This is a genomic window from Proteus vulgaris (assembly GCF_016647575.1).
Taxonomy (GTDB): Bacteria; Pseudomonadota; Gammaproteobacteria; order Enterobacterales; family Enterobacteriaceae; genus Proteus; species Proteus mirabilis_B.
On record NZ_CP032663.1, the window covers coordinates 2,594,655 to 2,609,773 of the forward strand.

General features: G+C 36.0%; 15 protein-coding genes and 4 tRNA genes. 3 read left to right on the forward strand and 16 right to left on the reverse strand.

Translation table 11 applies throughout. The annotated features are described in order from the left end of the window. Position 1: 1 nt before the first annotated feature. From D7029_RS12125 to D7029_RS12180, 12 genes are all read right to left on the reverse strand, one after another. A complete protein-coding gene (locus D7029_RS12125) occupies positions 2-814 on the reverse strand; it encodes a baseplate hub protein (RefSeq protein WP_194950800.1) in 813 nt (270 codons plus the stop codon). Continuing rightward, on the reverse strand, positions 783-1,103 hold the full coding sequence (locus tag D7029_RS12130; RefSeq protein WP_109420401.1) for a phage baseplate plug family protein: 321 nt from the start codon (positions 1,101-1,103) through the stop codon (positions 783-785). Before D7029_RS12130 ends, D7029_RS12125 begins: the two co-directional genes overlap by 32 nt. Positions 1,104-1,115: 12 nt before the next feature. Next, positions 1,116-1,604 carry a phage baseplate protein gene (locus D7029_RS12135; protein WP_194950801.1) on the reverse strand — a complete coding sequence of 163 codons (489 nt, stop codon included), beginning with the start codon at positions 1,602-1,604 and terminating at the stop codon, positions 1,116-1,118. A 2-nt stretch (positions 1,605-1,606) separates the two neighbouring features. Next, positions 1,607-3,910: a hypothetical protein gene (locus D7029_RS12140; RefSeq protein ID WP_194950802.1), complete on the reverse strand. Its 2,304-nt coding sequence runs from the start codon at positions 3,908-3,910 to the stop codon at positions 1,607-1,609. 82 nt (positions 3,911-3,992) lie between these two features. After that, positions 3,993-4,451, reverse strand: a complete 459-nt coding sequence (locus D7029_RS12145; RefSeq protein ID WP_156733698.1) for a hypothetical protein — start codon at positions 4,449-4,451, stop codon at positions 3,993-3,995. 63 nt (positions 4,452-4,514) lie between these two features. Next, positions 4,515-4,967, reverse strand: a complete 453-nt coding sequence (locus D7029_RS12150; protein WP_075674211.1) for a phage tail fiber protein — start codon at positions 4,965-4,967, stop codon at positions 4,515-4,517. 10 nt (positions 4,968-4,977) lie between these two features. Continuing rightward, positions 4,978-6,465 carry a DUF3383 domain-containing protein gene (locus D7029_RS12155; RefSeq protein WP_194950803.1) on the reverse strand — a complete coding sequence of 496 codons (1,488 nt, stop codon included), beginning with the start codon at positions 6,463-6,465 and terminating at the stop codon, positions 4,978-4,980. Positions 6,466-6,473: 8 nt separating this feature from the next. Then, positions 6,474-6,986 (reverse strand): phage gateway protein, encoded by a 513-nt coding sequence (locus tag D7029_RS12160; RefSeq protein WP_088495160.1) that lies wholly within the window; start codon positions 6,984-6,986, stop codon positions 6,474-6,476. A gap of 97 nt (positions 6,987-7,083) precedes the next feature. After that, entirely contained in the window at positions 7,084-7,533 is a 450-nt protein-coding gene (locus tag D7029_RS12165; protein WP_194950804.1) for a lysis protein, read from the reverse strand. Then, positions 7,530-7,934: a structural protein gene (locus tag D7029_RS12170; protein WP_165122950.1), complete on the reverse strand. Its 405-nt coding sequence runs from the start codon at positions 7,932-7,934 to the stop codon at positions 7,530-7,532. Before D7029_RS12170 ends, D7029_RS12165 begins: the two co-directional genes overlap by 4 nt. Then, positions 7,927-8,235 (reverse strand): phage holin, lambda family, encoded by a 309-nt coding sequence (locus D7029_RS12175; protein ID WP_088495157.1) that lies wholly within the window; start codon positions 8,233-8,235, stop codon positions 7,927-7,929. The genes D7029_RS12170 and D7029_RS12175 overlap by 8 nt, the downstream gene beginning before the upstream one ends. Before the next feature lie 362 nt (positions 8,236-8,597). After that, positions 8,598-9,413 carry an antitermination protein gene (locus D7029_RS12180; RefSeq protein ID WP_194950805.1) on the reverse strand — a complete coding sequence of 272 codons (816 nt, stop codon included), beginning with the start codon at positions 9,411-9,413 and terminating at the stop codon, positions 8,598-8,600. 241 nt (positions 9,414-9,654) lie between these two features. Between D7029_RS12180 and D7029_RS12185 the strand changes: the two genes are divergently transcribed. After that, entirely contained in the window at positions 9,655-10,392 is a 738-nt protein-coding gene (locus D7029_RS12185) for a S24 family peptidase (protein ID WP_088495150.1), read from the forward strand. Between the two features lie 131 nt (positions 10,393-10,523). Here the strand turns inward: D7029_RS12185 and D7029_RS12190 are convergent. From D7029_RS12190 to D7029_RS12205, 4 genes are all read right to left on the reverse strand, one after another. After that, positions 10,524-10,599 (reverse strand) — tRNA-Thr (locus D7029_RS12190). Positions 10,600-10,605: 6 nt separating this feature from the next. Beyond that, positions 10,606-10,693 (reverse strand) — tRNA-Ser (locus tag D7029_RS12195). 289 nt (positions 10,694-10,982) lie between these two features. Then, positions 10,983-11,058, reverse strand: a tRNA-Thr gene (locus D7029_RS12200). A gap of 6 nt (positions 11,059-11,064) precedes the next feature. Next, positions 11,065-11,152 (reverse strand) — tRNA-Ser (locus tag D7029_RS12205). Between the two features lie 202 nt (positions 11,153-11,354). Between D7029_RS12205 and rcsD the strand changes: the two genes are divergently transcribed. After that, positions 11,355-14,063, forward strand: a complete 2,709-nt coding sequence (gene rcsD, locus D7029_RS12210; protein WP_194950806.1) for a phosphotransferase RcsD — start codon at positions 11,355-11,357, stop codon at positions 14,061-14,063. A 2-nt stretch (positions 14,064-14,065) separates the two neighbouring features. Then, positions 14,066-14,722 (forward strand): response regulator transcription factor RcsB, encoded by a 657-nt coding sequence (rcsB, locus tag D7029_RS12215; protein ID WP_006533269.1) that lies wholly within the window; start codon positions 14,066-14,068, stop codon positions 14,720-14,722. Positions 14,723-15,119: the final 397 nt, after the last annotated feature.

A 15,119-nucleotide genomic window follows, 5' to 3' on the forward strand; every position in this document is an offset into this window, starting at 1 on the left:
ATTAAGCTCGTTTACACGTTGCGGTATAAGTGAAATCTGCATCATGTGAAGCCACTTTAAATTCAAGTTGTTCAATAATGTAGTCACCATTTAGTGAGGTATTTAATTTGCTATCGAGGCGAAGCATTCCGCCTAATTCAGAGGTACTATCGATAAGATAACTCACCGTTAATCCACTTTCTGTGGCTTTGGGAATGCCAATCATACCTGAGTTCATATTCAAAATACGAAATCGGCTTTTTAATGCTTTATCGTCATCTTTTACGAATAACGTGTCATCATCAATAAAAGCTTTAACATTTCCCGACTCTTGTAAACGCTCTATTTGATGTAATGCAGAGCCACAATAATACCAATTAGCAATATTCTTATCGGTCGCCTGAAAATCCAATTTCACACCACAATCATTGGCAATGGCTAACGCAATTTCACTCAATTTTTGAATAGCGCCACCACTAGAGGAAATAATTTTTCCAGAACAATGATGACTGGTTTTTGCAGATAACGTTACGGTGACATCTGGAGGAGAATCTATTTCTGCACTGACAATATCGCCAATAAAAAGTGAGAATAACCCAGAGTTAATTCGACCAACTTCTAAATAAATTCGTCGAACTTGCTTATTTTTATTATAAGGACTTGTTTCCGTCAGCAAATAATCTCTTGTCTCGGTATTAAGCCCTGTAATAGCGATTTGACATTCGTTTTGTAATGGATTTGCATATTTCTTTCCTCCTGCAGATATACGCAATCCTTCATACCATTGAAGTCTTTCACCGACCTCAATCCCCACCCTTATTCGCCGAAGATCCATCTTCATCACTCCAATACACTAATGATTGTGTTTTTGTAAATTCCTCATACCACGGTAAAGCATCATTTTCTGTTAGAAAGATTAAATTAATCCCTTGGTTTAAATAGCGATAAGGGATAATAGGTGTATTAGCAACCAAGCGAATACCCGTAATAAGGACTTCGCCATCTCGCTCAATATCACAAAACATTGTTTGATTAGCGACTTTTAGCGTAAATGTCCAATCAACACCGGCTATTTCGACAGAAAACCGCTGATTAGGAATAGCTTGTAATGGAATAACCTGCATTTTATCTATCTCCTATTTTTCTTTTTTTCCTGCTTGTGTTGATTTTTTACTTTTGACATTGCCACGATTAACTGTTGAGATTTGCTTTGGTTTTTTGGTTGATTTAGAGGATTTTTTATTATATTCGGGCTCTATTGTTTTCCATTCTGTAAATTTAAGTTTTAATTCGATGGCATTCACTTTTTGGGGATCTTCATCGTGGGTCAAACTTTCTAACAACATTGGTTGATAGGTTTTAACTCTGGTTTGAATTCCCACTAATGTGTGTTCATCATAAAGCTGCTTTATAATAGAATAACGATCCGCAATATCACCCGTTAATAGCAACTCGACACCTATACTAATAGGATTAATAATGACGTGGTCGCTGCGATTTTCGCCATTTTCAACCGCAAATTTAATGACTTGATGACTATCAGTAATTGAAACTTTCATCGGATTAACGCTATCAAATAGCGTTGCGAATGACTCTAAATCAAAGATCCTAACTTCAGTTATCATAATTAACTCTTTAATCCGCTAGAGTGTTGCTGTGTAATTTCTTTAGCATTTTTATCATACAATACTTCACCTAAAGCTTTCGCAACAGCTGGGCCATCGGTGGCTTGTGTTTCAATTCTGATTTCACCAACTTGAACATTATTTTCATGTTTGATGCTTGATTGGTTACTGATCATTTGGCTGGTTATTGGGTTTAAACTATTTGTCGAAGACAGTGTTAATCCATTATTTAACGCATTTACATCTAGTGCTGGATTGTAATACCGTGTTGCTGGTTTTGGCTGTGGTATGGTGTAATTGAGACTACCTTCATCAGATAATTGTCGCTCTACTTTTTGAACAACAGTGACCTCTTTTTCAGCATCGTCCATTCCCAAAAAGCTTTTTGCTGATTGCCAAATTCCTTTTATAGAGTCAATACCTTCATTAACCCAACCTAATATTTTCTCTATATATTCCCACATCCAACTAAATACACTAACCACTGCATCAGAGACAAAAATAAAGACACTAATTATTGATTGCCCCCACTCGATAATATTATTAATGCCCGCATTAAGCGCTATAACGAATTGATTAAATGCGTCAGATATATAATTCCAAGCAGCAATAAATTGTTCAGCAATAACCTTTGAAGCAATCTTTAAAGATTGAACAAAAACTTGCCATGCTTCCCATACCACCATTATTGCGTCTTTAAGCGCGGGGTATTGATCCAAAATACTGCCTATCATTGAATCATTACCATTAATAAAATTCATAATATCGTCATAGACGAGTTTAAATGCCGTCGCTAAGAGACCAATAACAGCTGCAATCGCTAATATAGGAAGCGCAGTTGCAAGTGAAGCAACTGCCGCAGACACCATCGCGGGCAGATAATAAATAGCAACAGCGCTACCAATAGCTGAGAAAAAACCGATAACAAAATCTTTATTCTCAATACAGAAATTAACTAATTTATCAAACCACGTTATTCCTTTTGCAAGAACAGGAATGATTATCTCCAAAAAGTTATTTTTTAATTGCCCCGCTAATTGATCAAATTTATTCATTACTGCATTAAGTTGAATAGAACTTTCGATACTTTCATCATTAATACCAGAGAATTGTTTTTGCACGCCCATTGTGCGCTCTAATTCTTCCCGACCTTTCATCATTAGTTCAATGGTTTTTTCATCCACAACACCCAATTTTTCCAGTTCTTTTTGGGCACCGTCAAAGCTCATTCCTTTGACTTTATCTGCGGTTTTTAAAAGTTGTTCAATAGGATCTTCTGTATCAGTAAATGCATTTGCCATTGCAGTTAAATCGGCTTGAGCGGCTTCTTTTGTGCCTCCCATTTCAGCCATCGCCCCGGAAAAAGCATCGATATCGATAGCCGCGATACCTATCTTTTTACTTAGTTTATCTAGTGACTCTATTTCTTTGGCGCGATCTAATGAAGCAGTGAAAACCTTTTGCAAAGCTCCCGTAATATCCTTAACTCCCATGGCGTTAAGAATATAATCCTTCATTTTTTCTACGGCTTTTTGATAGCTTTTACCTGTTTCATCAACGCTCTCGCCTAATCGACGTTGAGCCTTTGCTTCTTTAATCGCAGCATCAATACCTTGAGTTTGCATTGTGCCAATAAAAGTATCGTAATCGGCACCTAATTGTTTAATCAGTGCATCAATAACAATTTTACTTTCTTTATTTTTCTTCTCTGCTTCAGTTAAAGATCCCAATTCATTATTCAGTGAGGATAGTTGATCCTCCATCGCATCATATTCAGCATTAAGGCTTGCTAAAATGTGAGCTTCAGCTGCACCATTGTTATTGACCAATCCTCTTTGGTAATCTAACACCGACATAGAACTTTTCAGGTCATCAATACTTTGTGTTACTGAATTAATTTTATCTTGAGTTTCACTAATATTAAGATCAATATTTATTGGCTCATTGAGTGATAAGCCCAACATGCCCACTAAGATTTCTTGCAAGAATTTATCAAACTCTTGCGTCCCCATTAGCGCACTTTTGATCATGCTTTGAATTGAATTTTCAATGGTTACAGAAGCAGTTGTAATTTCATCACTATTAAATGAAATACTTATGTCATGATCTTCAGGTAATTCACCAAGATTGAGATGAATTTCTTGAACAAAGTTATAGAAACTAGTAATGCCGCCTGAAACACCCTGCTCAATATTTTTCATTTCAGCAAGAATTTCATCTGCTGACTTTCTGATATTTGCTAATGCACTATCAGATACTTCAGCCTCCAACATCAGTACCTGAGAAAATACCTGTAATAGAGACATTATCTCTCCTTTGACGCCGCAAGCGCCTCGTTATAACGATTAGTAATCGCGATCTCCCACAGATCAAAGGCTTCTTCTAGATCTATGGTTGTTTTGAGTTCTGTGAAGGAGGCGAAACCCGCGGAGATGATGACTGCAAAGAAGCCATCAGCGTTTTTATAATCGACGGGAGAGAACCGCTGAACTTGCCTAGAAGGTATTGTAGGAAATTTTGGCTCCCGTCTTTGCCGAAAAAACTGGTGTTATACTTCAGCATTTCGAGTTCCAGACGGATCAAAGCTTCCCCATCGGGCACATGATTATCAATTAATGTGCTGGTTTTTAGATAAATTTCTTGCCCTTCTTTTTCGACTGCTACATAAGCCATCATTTTTAACATAGCTTCTTTGCTAACTTCATAATCACCAATTTTGGGTGCATTTGATAAAGGGTATTTAGCAAGAATTTCTCGTCCAATCGTTGCAGGCAATCGGCTAATAATAAAAGTGTGTTCTTCACGATCACTATCAATAACAGTGATCTCTTTTGGTTTAATTAACATAATTAAATTCCATAAAAAAGGCGACCGAAGTCGCCATTAGATGAATAAGAATAACGCTAAAAATTAACGTGCTCTGACACGATCAAAGTCTTGGAAAATGAAGGTGTATTGCTTAGATTTAAGGCGAGCATTGTTTGATATTGAATTACCACGGCTACCATTAGTAATTCGGCCATTACGAGCAGTGGTAATAGAACCATCACCATAAGAAGCCACTAGTGTAATAATATCGCTTGCATGACGACGTCCTCGTCTTGCTGTATTTGCATCAAGTAAAATAGCCAAGTTTTCATCTTCTTCGCTTCCTGCTAATACGTTGATTGTCACAGTTTGAGGTGTAGGTGCCGACCAACTCACTAAATTACCATTAATATCTACTGCGGTTGCTGTAATATCGACAGCCGGTAAATCTAATGGATCACCCTCATCCGAAAATGTGGTAATAGGAATACCTGCAGGAAATGTGTTGCTTGCCTGAATAATTAAACTCAAACCTGTTGCTGAAATATCGTTCATTGTTTGTTCCTTAAACTAAATTGTGTGAGCCTTCAACTTTACGAACCCAATCGCCTTTACCGTAAATTAATACATATTTCATGGTGTATTCGGGTAAATTTGAAGGGCCTGTTTCTTCAACGATTTCAGCGTTGTACCAATAACCTTTGTTTTGTACATCGTGCCACGCTAAATCATCACCCGCTGCATCTGTAATTGCGATTTTTTGTACTTCAGTCAGCTTTTTACTGGTAAGAATAGTGCCATTGTTTAATGCTTTCGTAACAGCGCCGGCAATAACCATCATTGCTCTTGCTTCACCATCTTTATTAGCTGGAATACCGCGGGTGGAAAGTAATAAGCTTAACCATTGCTGTGCGATATAGGCTTTTAGCCATTGCTCATTACTATGAACACTCATATCTAATGGATTAGAGGCATTTCCACATAAAAATCCACGTTGATAGAAACTAATATCAGTGCCAGTAACAGCCGTTTCGCCATAATAGTTAATGCGTAATTTATCTAATCGATCAGCCGCAATATCTGTTTTAACTTGAGATGGGAAAGTGATACCAAATTGGCGATACATATAGTTAGTGGTCGCGTTTGTGCGATCAAAATCTGTTGCCGCCATAATTGCCATAGGTAGAGCTTGAACAAAAAAGCCATCATCTGTTTTTAAATTTAAGCCAGTTGATGCGGTACCGATTAATGCTTTACTGTAAATCTCGGCTTGTTTATCCGGAACTGACAAATAGAGCTGATATTTTACATTTTCGCCTGCAATGTACTCTGCTAGTTCAACGCTTTGCTCGACCGTAAGTTCGGTCAAGAATGTTGCACTACCAAATGAATCAGAAATTGTTTCGGCAGCAATAAATGCCTGAAGAGCCGTTTGTGCCACATTCCCTTCAGATGCTTCACCATCACTTAACCCCATAGCATCGGCTAAAGGTGAATGTTCCATAGTGATCTTCGCTTTTTCTTGTACACCGCCACTCATCAAGAAAGCACCATCAAGTGCATTAAAAGTGACATAGCAATTTACAAATTGAGGTTCACTTTCAGCGTTTAATTTAGCTTGGATCAGAGAGGCAACATCAGCATAAGACTCTGCATCTTTTAGAGAAATATCAGTAATATTTTTAGAGATATCACCGATAGTCAAAGTAAATGCACCTTCTTCAATCAGCTTTAATTTATCAAGAGTTGCTGCTGGTGTGCCAAATAATGTCGGCGCCCGACCTACAGGTTCAAAAGAAGCAATTTGTAGCTCTTTAGGTTTACTAATAGGCGCAGGGCTAACATAACTAAAATATTGGCGAGCAAATTTCGCTTCTGGTGATCCTGCACCAAGCAACTCATCCACTTGCCCACTGGCAAACTCAAGTACTTTACCTGCTGGAATTTTAGGGTTTGTTGAGAAAATACGGGCTGTAAGTTTGCGCATAGGTGCAGCTGATGCACCAACAACCGCGCTCGCAATATCAATATAGCGAGTTTGTTTAATAGACATATTTATCCTTAAATACGAAATAGATTAGAAATAAGTAAATTTGTTGCAGCAGTGTCTAAAGATAACGTACTGGAAAAAGTGATATTAAAATCAAATGAAGGATTATGCTCATAGCTATTTCCAGCATTCATTATCGGCGCTCGTCTAATTTCGCTCGCCCGTTGTATCCCTATTCCCACTTTTCTCATTGATTCAACAAAAGACAACGAATTAATAATCATTCGAGTCATTCTAACTAAATCACCTGCTGTTAAATTTGGATGTTGTTTAATAAAACCTTGAACCTGAAATGTTAATTCAATCAGTTGTTGTTCTTTATGGTTTGCATTATTACCTTGAACATTGTAATTCCTTTTTTGCCAACCTTGGCCAACCTCCTTTATAGGAAAAAACATAATAATATTACTATCTTGTCTTTTCTCTGGCTGAAAACCAGCAACAACCTCAACATTAATATTTGCTGATTTAAATTGTTTTAATAGTTGTTCACGAATGGCAATATTAATATCATTATCTTTCATTTCACCTCCTTAATATAACTCTCCTTTTCTTTAAAAACATTTAATTAATTTTGTTTTATAAATAATTTTATTGATTATAAATTAATTAAAGGGATTTTTAATTAATACACTCTTGGCGAATATAATCTTGTAACCCTAAAATTATCTGTTCTGATTGCGCAATTCGTTCTCTGAGTATCCAATAATTTCGGATAGCGGTGTCAGTAGGTCTGGCGGTGTTTGCATCAACCAAGCTGGTGGTGGAAGTGGCTGAGGCTTTAGGACACTCGGCTTTGATATACACCCGCTCAGGAGCGCGCTCACTAATATCACGCAACTGATCAATTTCTTTTTTTGCATGAACAAGTTCCTGTAAATGACGATTATCAAGTTGATTAAGCCGATTTATTCTTAATCGATAATCTTTATTCTCTGCAATCTGCTGAATAAGAGATTGGTTAATATTATCGTATTCCTGTTGTAAGGATTTATTTTTATCAATTAACCAAAGCAATCCTATTCCTAAGCATAAAATCGCTATTAGCATTATTTTTGATAAATAATTCATAGTAACAACCAAGCATCTTCAAACACTTTTTCTGAATAAGGTTGATAGCCAAGTTCAATATTAACAATCGCAACTGCTAAAGGAATGGTGACATTTTTTAATTGTGTATTAATTGGGTTATTAGCATCAATACCAATTTCTTTTGATGCTCGGCTAATATAGCCTTCTGTATTATTTTCGTTAGGTGGAGCATAACGGTTGATAATTGTTCTAATGGTATTTAAACCATATTTTTTCTGGTATGTCTGTAATAATTTGTAGATAGCTCGTATTCCATATTCAGATGAAATAAATTGGCAAAAGTCTTTATCTGTTTGCTCAAAGGATAATCCCTGCCATTTCGAACCATGCCGAATATTACCAGGGTTATTATTACGCTCACCTCGTGCTATTTTAGCCATTTTTAACTCCTGCTCTTCCTTTAAGGAGTTTACTCACGGAATCTACTCCGACATAACCGATAAACACACTGGCTAAGTAAGCAAACTCATGATTAATATTAAATAAAATTAGAATATCTTTAATAAACCAAGCAAACATTGCACACATCAGCCCATCTATAGAGGTTTTTTTCCATCCCCCGCCGTTATATAAACCTCGAAGAATAGCCATTCCTCCAGCTAGAGAGGCTGATATTCCTTGCTCTTTCATTGAAGAAAGAACGATAAATATCTGTTCCCATAGATCTGGATTTTCTTTCATTGTTTCTCATGGCTTACCTCCAATAGGAGGAACTGTAATAAATAATATACTCATCCACAGCACTTAAATTTAAGCACTGTTTTAACATGAGTATGTTTGTGTTTTATTTATCTAATTAGATAAATGGCGGATATAAAAAAAGACCACATTGTGGTCTTCAATTAAAAATAAAATTTAACAGATATCGTTAATTATCTTTGTTAAGAAAATCGAGATACAAAAAAGCCCCACCGAAGTGAGGCTATTTATATTCTGTTGTGAGGTCTTTAGATACAAATCTCTCATTGTGGGGAGATAGTATGCTTTTTTTTCCTGAAGGTCAATAACTAATTTCTACAAAAACAAATAAACATAGAAAATTATTAATTAACAGTCACTTCTTGAAGAATTTTTTCTGACAGAGACTCTTCTTTAAAGCATTCTTCAACTAAATGTTCAAATAACGGCTTATAGTTACTGTACGCAACAGTTTTAGAAACACCCACTACCGTTTGTACTTGTTCTAATACTTCGCTGAATTTTAAACGAGGATACCCGCGTCCTGAACATTGATTGCAAGGTTTGAAAACAGGCATTCCCTGCTTTTCGCTCTCTTTTTTATCTAAAATTTGACCACGCCCATGACAACGACATGCTAAACGAATTTCGGCTTTCCCCTTACATGTAGGGCAAACAACACGAGTTGTCTCTCTCACTTCACGATAAGAAGTCTTATTTATTGGTTTAACTTTCAGCCCATCTTTAAAGTTTTGCTCAAGCCCTTTAACCGATTTTGAGGTGTAGCTTTTAGTGGTAAAAACTTCAACCTCAATAAACCCATTACTGCAATCAGGGCACGCTTTCTTACTTGCGGCACTTCTTGCGTAATCTTGAAAAGCATAATTAGCAATAATATGTAAAACTTTGGCTTTATCGTTTTCAGTTAATTTATCAATCGCTTTATATTGATAAGCTTGGGTTAATGCATATTGGTAAAGGCTTTCTATCGCTTCGCTTGGGTTACTAATATTATGTTTAGCTAAAAACAATTCTATTCCCATGCGTCCTTTTCGCGTTACTAGGCTAATTGATGTCATTACATCGGTTACTGAAAGCGAATCTACTGCTTTAACAGTTCTTACATCACTCAATACAATGCTTTTGGGTGAAAAATATTTAGGTAAGTCTGCTAGTCTCATTTAATGCTCCTTTTGATTTCCTATCACTACTACTAATTGGTCATCCATGTACCACGACAAGGCATGGCATTTATGCATCTAAATCACCCGCATTTTACGGCGTTATCTCAACGTGATTTTTACTTACCACTCTTGCATTGGTTTATTTAGTTACTTTTTTGTACTTTTCATACTTTTATTAACTAATAGTTAATGTTATATTTTAACCAAAGTAACGTCAAGTAGCAAAGGAAATTAACCAATGGTTAAAAATGATAATAAAACGGAGTTCACAAAAAGGCTTCAAGAAGCTTGTTTAGATTCAGGGATCGCAGGACGTGGGTTAGGTAAAAGAATTACAGATGCACTCGCTGAACAAGGTATAAAAGTCAGTGCTCCAGCAGTGTGGAAATGGCTAAACAGTGAGTCAATTCCCGATCCAACAAATATCTTAGCATTAAGTCAATGGCTCGATATTCGAGCAGAATGGTTAGAATATGGACGGGGAGCAAAAAGAAACGATGGTGTTTCGGTCAATGAGATGACACCCGTTGATGATTGGGATAATAATACACCAATAGAACGAGATGAAGTCGAGATCCCCTTCTATACTACTATTGAATTAGCTGCCGGTTTCGGTAGTTGTACCACTGATAATCAGAAGGTGGAATTATTGAGATTCTCTCGTTCTACATTTAATCGCTATGGCGTTCAACCTAGTGATGCCGTTGCTTTTAAAGTTCATGGTGACAGTATGTCCCCTGTTATTCCTGACGGATCAATTGTCACTATCAGTACAGGACATACAAAAATTGTTGATGGCGGTATTTATGCGATTCAACAAGGTGATCTTTTGAGAGTCAAAATTTTACATCGACTTCCCAATAACACCATTATCATTCGTAGCTATAATACTATTGATTACCCAGATGAGCGTTCTACATTAGAAGAAGTGAAAATTTTGGGGCGAGTATTTAATTGGTCCGTCATGGGTTGGTGATCGTGATAGCTCGATAATCATGTAATACACGAAAACACTACTCTCTTTTATGTGGTGTTTTTTTAATTTACACCCATAAAATTTACCCAAGAAAAAACCCGCTATCTCTTGCGAGATAACGGGTTCTTATATGGTGCCGGCTACCGGAGTCGAACTGGTGACCTACTGATTACAAGTCAGTTGCTCTACCAACTGAGCTAAGCCGGCTAATTCTGGCGGAAGGATAGAGATTCGAACTCTAGGATGGTTTCCCATCGGCGGTTTTCAAGACCGCTGCCTTCAGCCACTCGGCCATCCTTCCATAGCGCGGAATTATGCCTATCTCTGACCCCGCTGTCTAGTCCTGATTGTAAAAAAAATGACTTTTTATCTGTTTGCTCAATCTTCAAGCGCTTTCTGCTTAAAAAATGCTAACCCACTAATATATTGATTAATTTTTGATAACTAGAGATAAAAAACCATAGTGATATCGAGAAATAAACGAAGTAATCCAAAAGGAATTAAATAAAAATAAATAAGAGGGAAAATGAAAAATAGAATTATAGATAAGAAAAAACCCGCTATCTCTTACGAGATAACGGGTTCTTATATGGTGCCGGCTACCGGAGTCGAACTGGTGACCTACTGATTACAAGTCAGTTGCTCTACCAACTGAGCTAAGCCGGCTAATTCTGGCGGAAGGATAGAGATTCGAACTCTAGGATGGTTTCCCATCGGCGGTTTTCAAGACCGCTGCCTTCAGCCACTCGGCCATCCTTCCATAGCGCGGAATTATGCCTATCTCTGACCCCGCTGTCTAGCTCCGATTGTAAAAAAATTGGATTTTTTTGTTTGTTTGCTCAAAGTTCATCCGAATATCCCTTTTAAAGTGATAACCTGTTAATATAATGACTGAATAATGGTGATTGTTTATTCAATTTTCTATTTTTAATTACATTGTCTCTTAAAGGCTCGCAAACTGAATGCGTACATTGAACCAACTCAAGCCAAATACACTAACTCGTCTATATGCCCTATTTCTTCTTTTTATGGTCATATCGCTTTTTCTATACGCTTACAGTTATTTTGACACTTGGCTGGATAGCAAAAAAAATGCTATCAACAATACGACTCTCAAATTTGCTCGACAGGTTGAAGATTACCGTTACCACTCTAATCAGCTTTTTCAGCTATCAAATAAAATAACCGATACCTCAACGTTCCCTGTATTGCCACTTAATCCAATAAAATTACGTTCTGATGTGTTTTGGCTTGAAGGGCGAGATCAAACTGTCGATTCCATTATATTCGGCAAACCCAATGAACAAACCTTTCAGCTAGCACAACGATTTGCAAATTCACTCGAAATTCTTTGGGGAGTACGTAATGATTACAGTTCACTTTATTATCTAAATGGTAAAGGGAATGATCTTATCTTAATTACGACTCATTCTGTGCTAAAACCAGAAATCCGTTACAAAGAAAGCTATTTAACATTAACGGCTGAAAATAAACGGTCTGAGTTATTGATGCAATCAACGGCATTAGATGAAAAAGAGAGTCTTTCTCCTATTAGAAAGATGTCTACAGAAAACATCTATTACTACACTTATCGTATTATGTTTAATGTACCAGGTCAGTTAACTAGCGTAGTGGCGTTTGATTTACCTATCAATAATTTCTTACCTTCAGAATTGTCTCCACACTACTTAAGGCTACTTCCAACAGGTCAGCAATCTATTTACGACAAAAATAGCATTGAAGTATCAACTGATGGCTCTTCACTGATCTTTTCTCAGCCGATTGCAGGTATCCCCTATTCACTCTCTTATGAATATCCGTTGAAATCGATTATAAAAGAGATTGCCTACAAAAATATTTGGTTATTAATCAGCCTGCTGGTATTTATTTCTATCTCCGTTTTTGGCCATATCTATATTCGTAATAAGTACGTTTTCCCTTATATCTCTATGACTCGTAATCTACGGATCAAAGAAGAGATGACAAACGACATCATTTCGAACCTTCCGATAGGATTATTAGTCTATAATTTTTCCTCTAACCATAAGATTATTAGTAATAGTCATGCGGAAAAATTGCTGCCTCATATCGATTTATCTAAGATCCGCCAAATGGCAGTTGAGCACAATGGCTTAATCCAAACGGCTATCAACAACGAAATTTATGAAATAAGAACCAGTAATAACAACAATATTGACAATACATCATTATTCATATTTCTGAATAAAGATAATGAAGCACTAATCAATAAAAAATTACAACTTGCACAGCAAGAATATGAGAAAAACACTATCGCACGACGCAAGATTTTATCTAATATGTCATTAGAATTGATGCGTCCCATCAAAGATATAAATGAGATGGTTTATCAATTCAAAGAGTTATTACCCGAAGATACCCACCAGCAATTACTTAGCTTATTATTAGAGAAAACAAATTACATTTCTGAGTGGATAGAAAACATTACATTAATTAATAAGTTAGAAAATCAAGAATGGAAAATTCATAAGGATGAATTTGAACTCTCAACATTAGTTGAATCTATTCTGATAACGGCATCACCTTTTATGATAAGAAAAGGCCTAACACTTTATTTCCACAATAATATAAGACCTGGCTTACTTTTAATTAACGATGGGCCAGCTTTAAGTAAGATTATTTTATCATTGATTAATTATGCCATTAGTACGACTAATTATGGAAAGATAACCGTTAATCTAAATTTAGCTCAAAATAAAGATAAAGAAGAAATACTTATTGATATTATTGACAGTGGAAGTGGGCTTACACCCCAAGACATTGCTAATATAAAATACCCATTCTTAGGCCAAGCAATGGGAGACAAATATTATTCTAATTCAGGTATCATTTTTTATTTGTGTCATTTGTTATGTAATAAAATACAGGGAGAATTAACGATTAAGAGCCAAGAAAGTATTGGTTCTCATTTCCGAATTGTACTCCCATACCAGCATATAGATACGGAAGAACGAACTTTTAACGTATTATTAGAGGGAATAAACGCAAAACTCGCCATAAAAAACCCTGAAATAGAAAAAATCATCTGCCAACAGCTTGATAAATATGGCGCTACATACTTTGATAAAAATAGAGAGAATCTTTATCCTGAATACGATATCATACTTAGGGATACGCCGAATGATAATCCTGAATCGCCAACAATATTATTAATGAGCTCTATTGTTGGATTTGAAAAAATATCAAAAGATTTAATAAAGTGTAACTATAACTTCGGTGATCCTTTAATAGAGGCTATTACTTATTTAATTGAAGAAAATGAGTCATTTCCCCTAGATACAACTAAAGAGAGTATTTGGGATGAAAATAATAACCTTGATAAATACGAAGTAATTCTTAATAATTATAGGAAGACGTTGAATGGTAGTGATTATAAGGAACTATTTATCAGTACTGTTCCTATTGATGTTGAAAAACTACACTTAGAAGCAACAAATAAAGACTTTCATTCTCTAGCCCAGACAGCTCATCGTCTAAAAGGGGTTTTTGCCATGTTAGATTTAGAATATCTCAGAGAAAGCTGTGAATATTTAGAGCATGACATAAAAAATCATAATGAATTAGAGATCAAAGAACGTATCACTCAACTGGATAAATGGATTCAACAGTTGCTGCAGCAAGGTAACAATTAAACATGAATAACCTTAATATTATTATTGCCGATGATCACCCAATCGTTTTATTCGGTATCCGTAAATCTTTAGAACAAATTGAATGGGTCAATGTTGTAGGTGAATTTGAAGATTCAACTTCACTTATCAATAACTTACCTAAGTTAAATGTGGATGCGTTAATTACTGACTTGTCCATGCCTGGCGATAAGTATGGTGATGGTATTACACTCATTAAGTACATAAAAAGACATTATCCTAATTTGTCGATTATTGTACTTACCATGAATAACAACCCAGCTATTTTGAGCGCAGTCCTTGATCTTGAAATTGAAGGTATTGTGCTTAAACAAGGTGCTCCGACTGATCTGCCAAAAGCATTGGCGGCGCTACAAAAAGGCAAGAAATTTATGCCTGAAAGCGTTGCTAAGCTACTTGAAAAAGTCAATGCGAATGGCTATGGCGATAAACGCTTATCACCAAAAGAAAGTGAAGTGCTGAGATTATTTGCTGAAGGCTTCCTTGTGACTGAAATTGCGAAGAAACTTAATCGCAGTATTAAAACGATTAGTAGCCAGAAAAAATCAGCCATGATGAAATTAGGTGTCGATAACGATATCGCATTACTTAATTACTTGTCATCAGTGACTATTGATAAGGAAATTAACGGCCCAGATTAATTTTACCGTAGTTACCTTAGTCGCACCGATAAAATCAGGAAGCTCAACCCTTTGTGGGAGCTTCTCTGCTTTTTAGTTTTTACTCTTTATTCCTCATTCTCCTTGGGTTTATCTTTCTCTTTCCTTGTAATATCCTCCTTGTTCACAAACTCCTATAAGCTGTATAAATTATTCTTCTATTTCTTCATACCTTTATTTATTTCCAGGCTTACAGACCGTTGTAGAGGCTTTCTTACCCTGCTTTTTAATCAACTTAACTTGTTATGATTCTGTTTTGTTTTCTCTTCTCTATCAAAATGCTTTTTAAATACATCATTTTTCGCCTTGTTTGAGCTTAAAAATAAATAAAGACTAATAAATTAGTCTTTATTTACTCGTTTTATCGTTCGCGATCTAG

Bases quoted from the DNA above. Each gene is read 5' to 3' on its own strand.
- D7029_RS12150 (WP_075674211.1), bottom strand. From the start codon at position 4,967: ATGAACGATATTTCAGCAACAGGTTTGAGTTTAATTATTCAGGCAAGC.
- D7029_RS12135 (WP_194950801.1), bottom strand. From the start codon at position 1,604: ATGATAACTGAAGTTAGGATCTTTGATTTAGAGTCATTCGCAACGCTA.
- D7029_RS12155 (WP_194950803.1), bottom strand. From the start codon at position 6,465: ATGTCTATTAAACAAACTCGCTATATTGATATTGCGAGCGCGGTTGTT.
- D7029_RS12160 (WP_088495160.1), bottom strand. From the start codon at position 6,986: ATGAAAGATAATGATATTAATATTGCCATTCGTGAACAACTATTAAAA.
- D7029_RS12140 (WP_194950802.1), bottom strand. From the start codon at position 3,910: ATGTCTCTATTACAGGTATTTTCTCAGGTACTGATGTTGGAGGCTGAA.
- rcsD (WP_194950806.1), top strand. From the start codon at position 11,355: ATGCGTACATTGAACCAACTCAAGCCAAATACACTAACTCGTCTATAT.
- D7029_RS12125 (WP_194950800.1), bottom strand. From the start codon at position 814: ATGGATCTTCGGCGAATAAGGGTGGGGATTGAGGTCGGTGAAAGACTT.
- D7029_RS12170 (WP_165122950.1), bottom strand. From the start codon at position 7,934: ATGGCTAAAATAGCACGAGGTGAGCGTAATAATAACCCTGGTAATATT.
- D7029_RS12185 (WP_088495150.1), top strand. From the start codon at position 9,655: ATGGTTAAAAATGATAATAAAACGGAGTTCACAAAAAGGCTTCAAGAA.
- D7029_RS12145 (WP_156733698.1), bottom strand. From the start codon at position 4,451: ATGTTAATTAAACCAAAAGAGATCACTGTTATTGATAGTGATCGTGAA.
- D7029_RS12130 (WP_109420401.1), bottom strand. From the start codon at position 1,103: ATGCAGGTTATTCCATTACAAGCTATTCCTAATCAGCGGTTTTCTGTC.
- D7029_RS12175 (WP_088495157.1), bottom strand. From the start codon at position 8,235: ATGAAAGAAAATCCAGATCTATGGGAACAGATATTTATCGTTCTTTCT.
- rcsB (WP_006533269.1), top strand. From the start codon at position 14,066: ATGAATAACCTTAATATTATTATTGCCGATGATCACCCAATCGTTTTA.
- D7029_RS12180 (WP_194950805.1), bottom strand. From the start codon at position 9,413: ATGAGACTAGCAGACTTACCTAAATATTTTTCACCCAAAAGCATTGTA.
- D7029_RS12165 (WP_194950804.1), bottom strand. From the start codon at position 7,533: ATGAATTATTTATCAAAAATAATGCTAATAGCGATTTTATGCTTAGGA.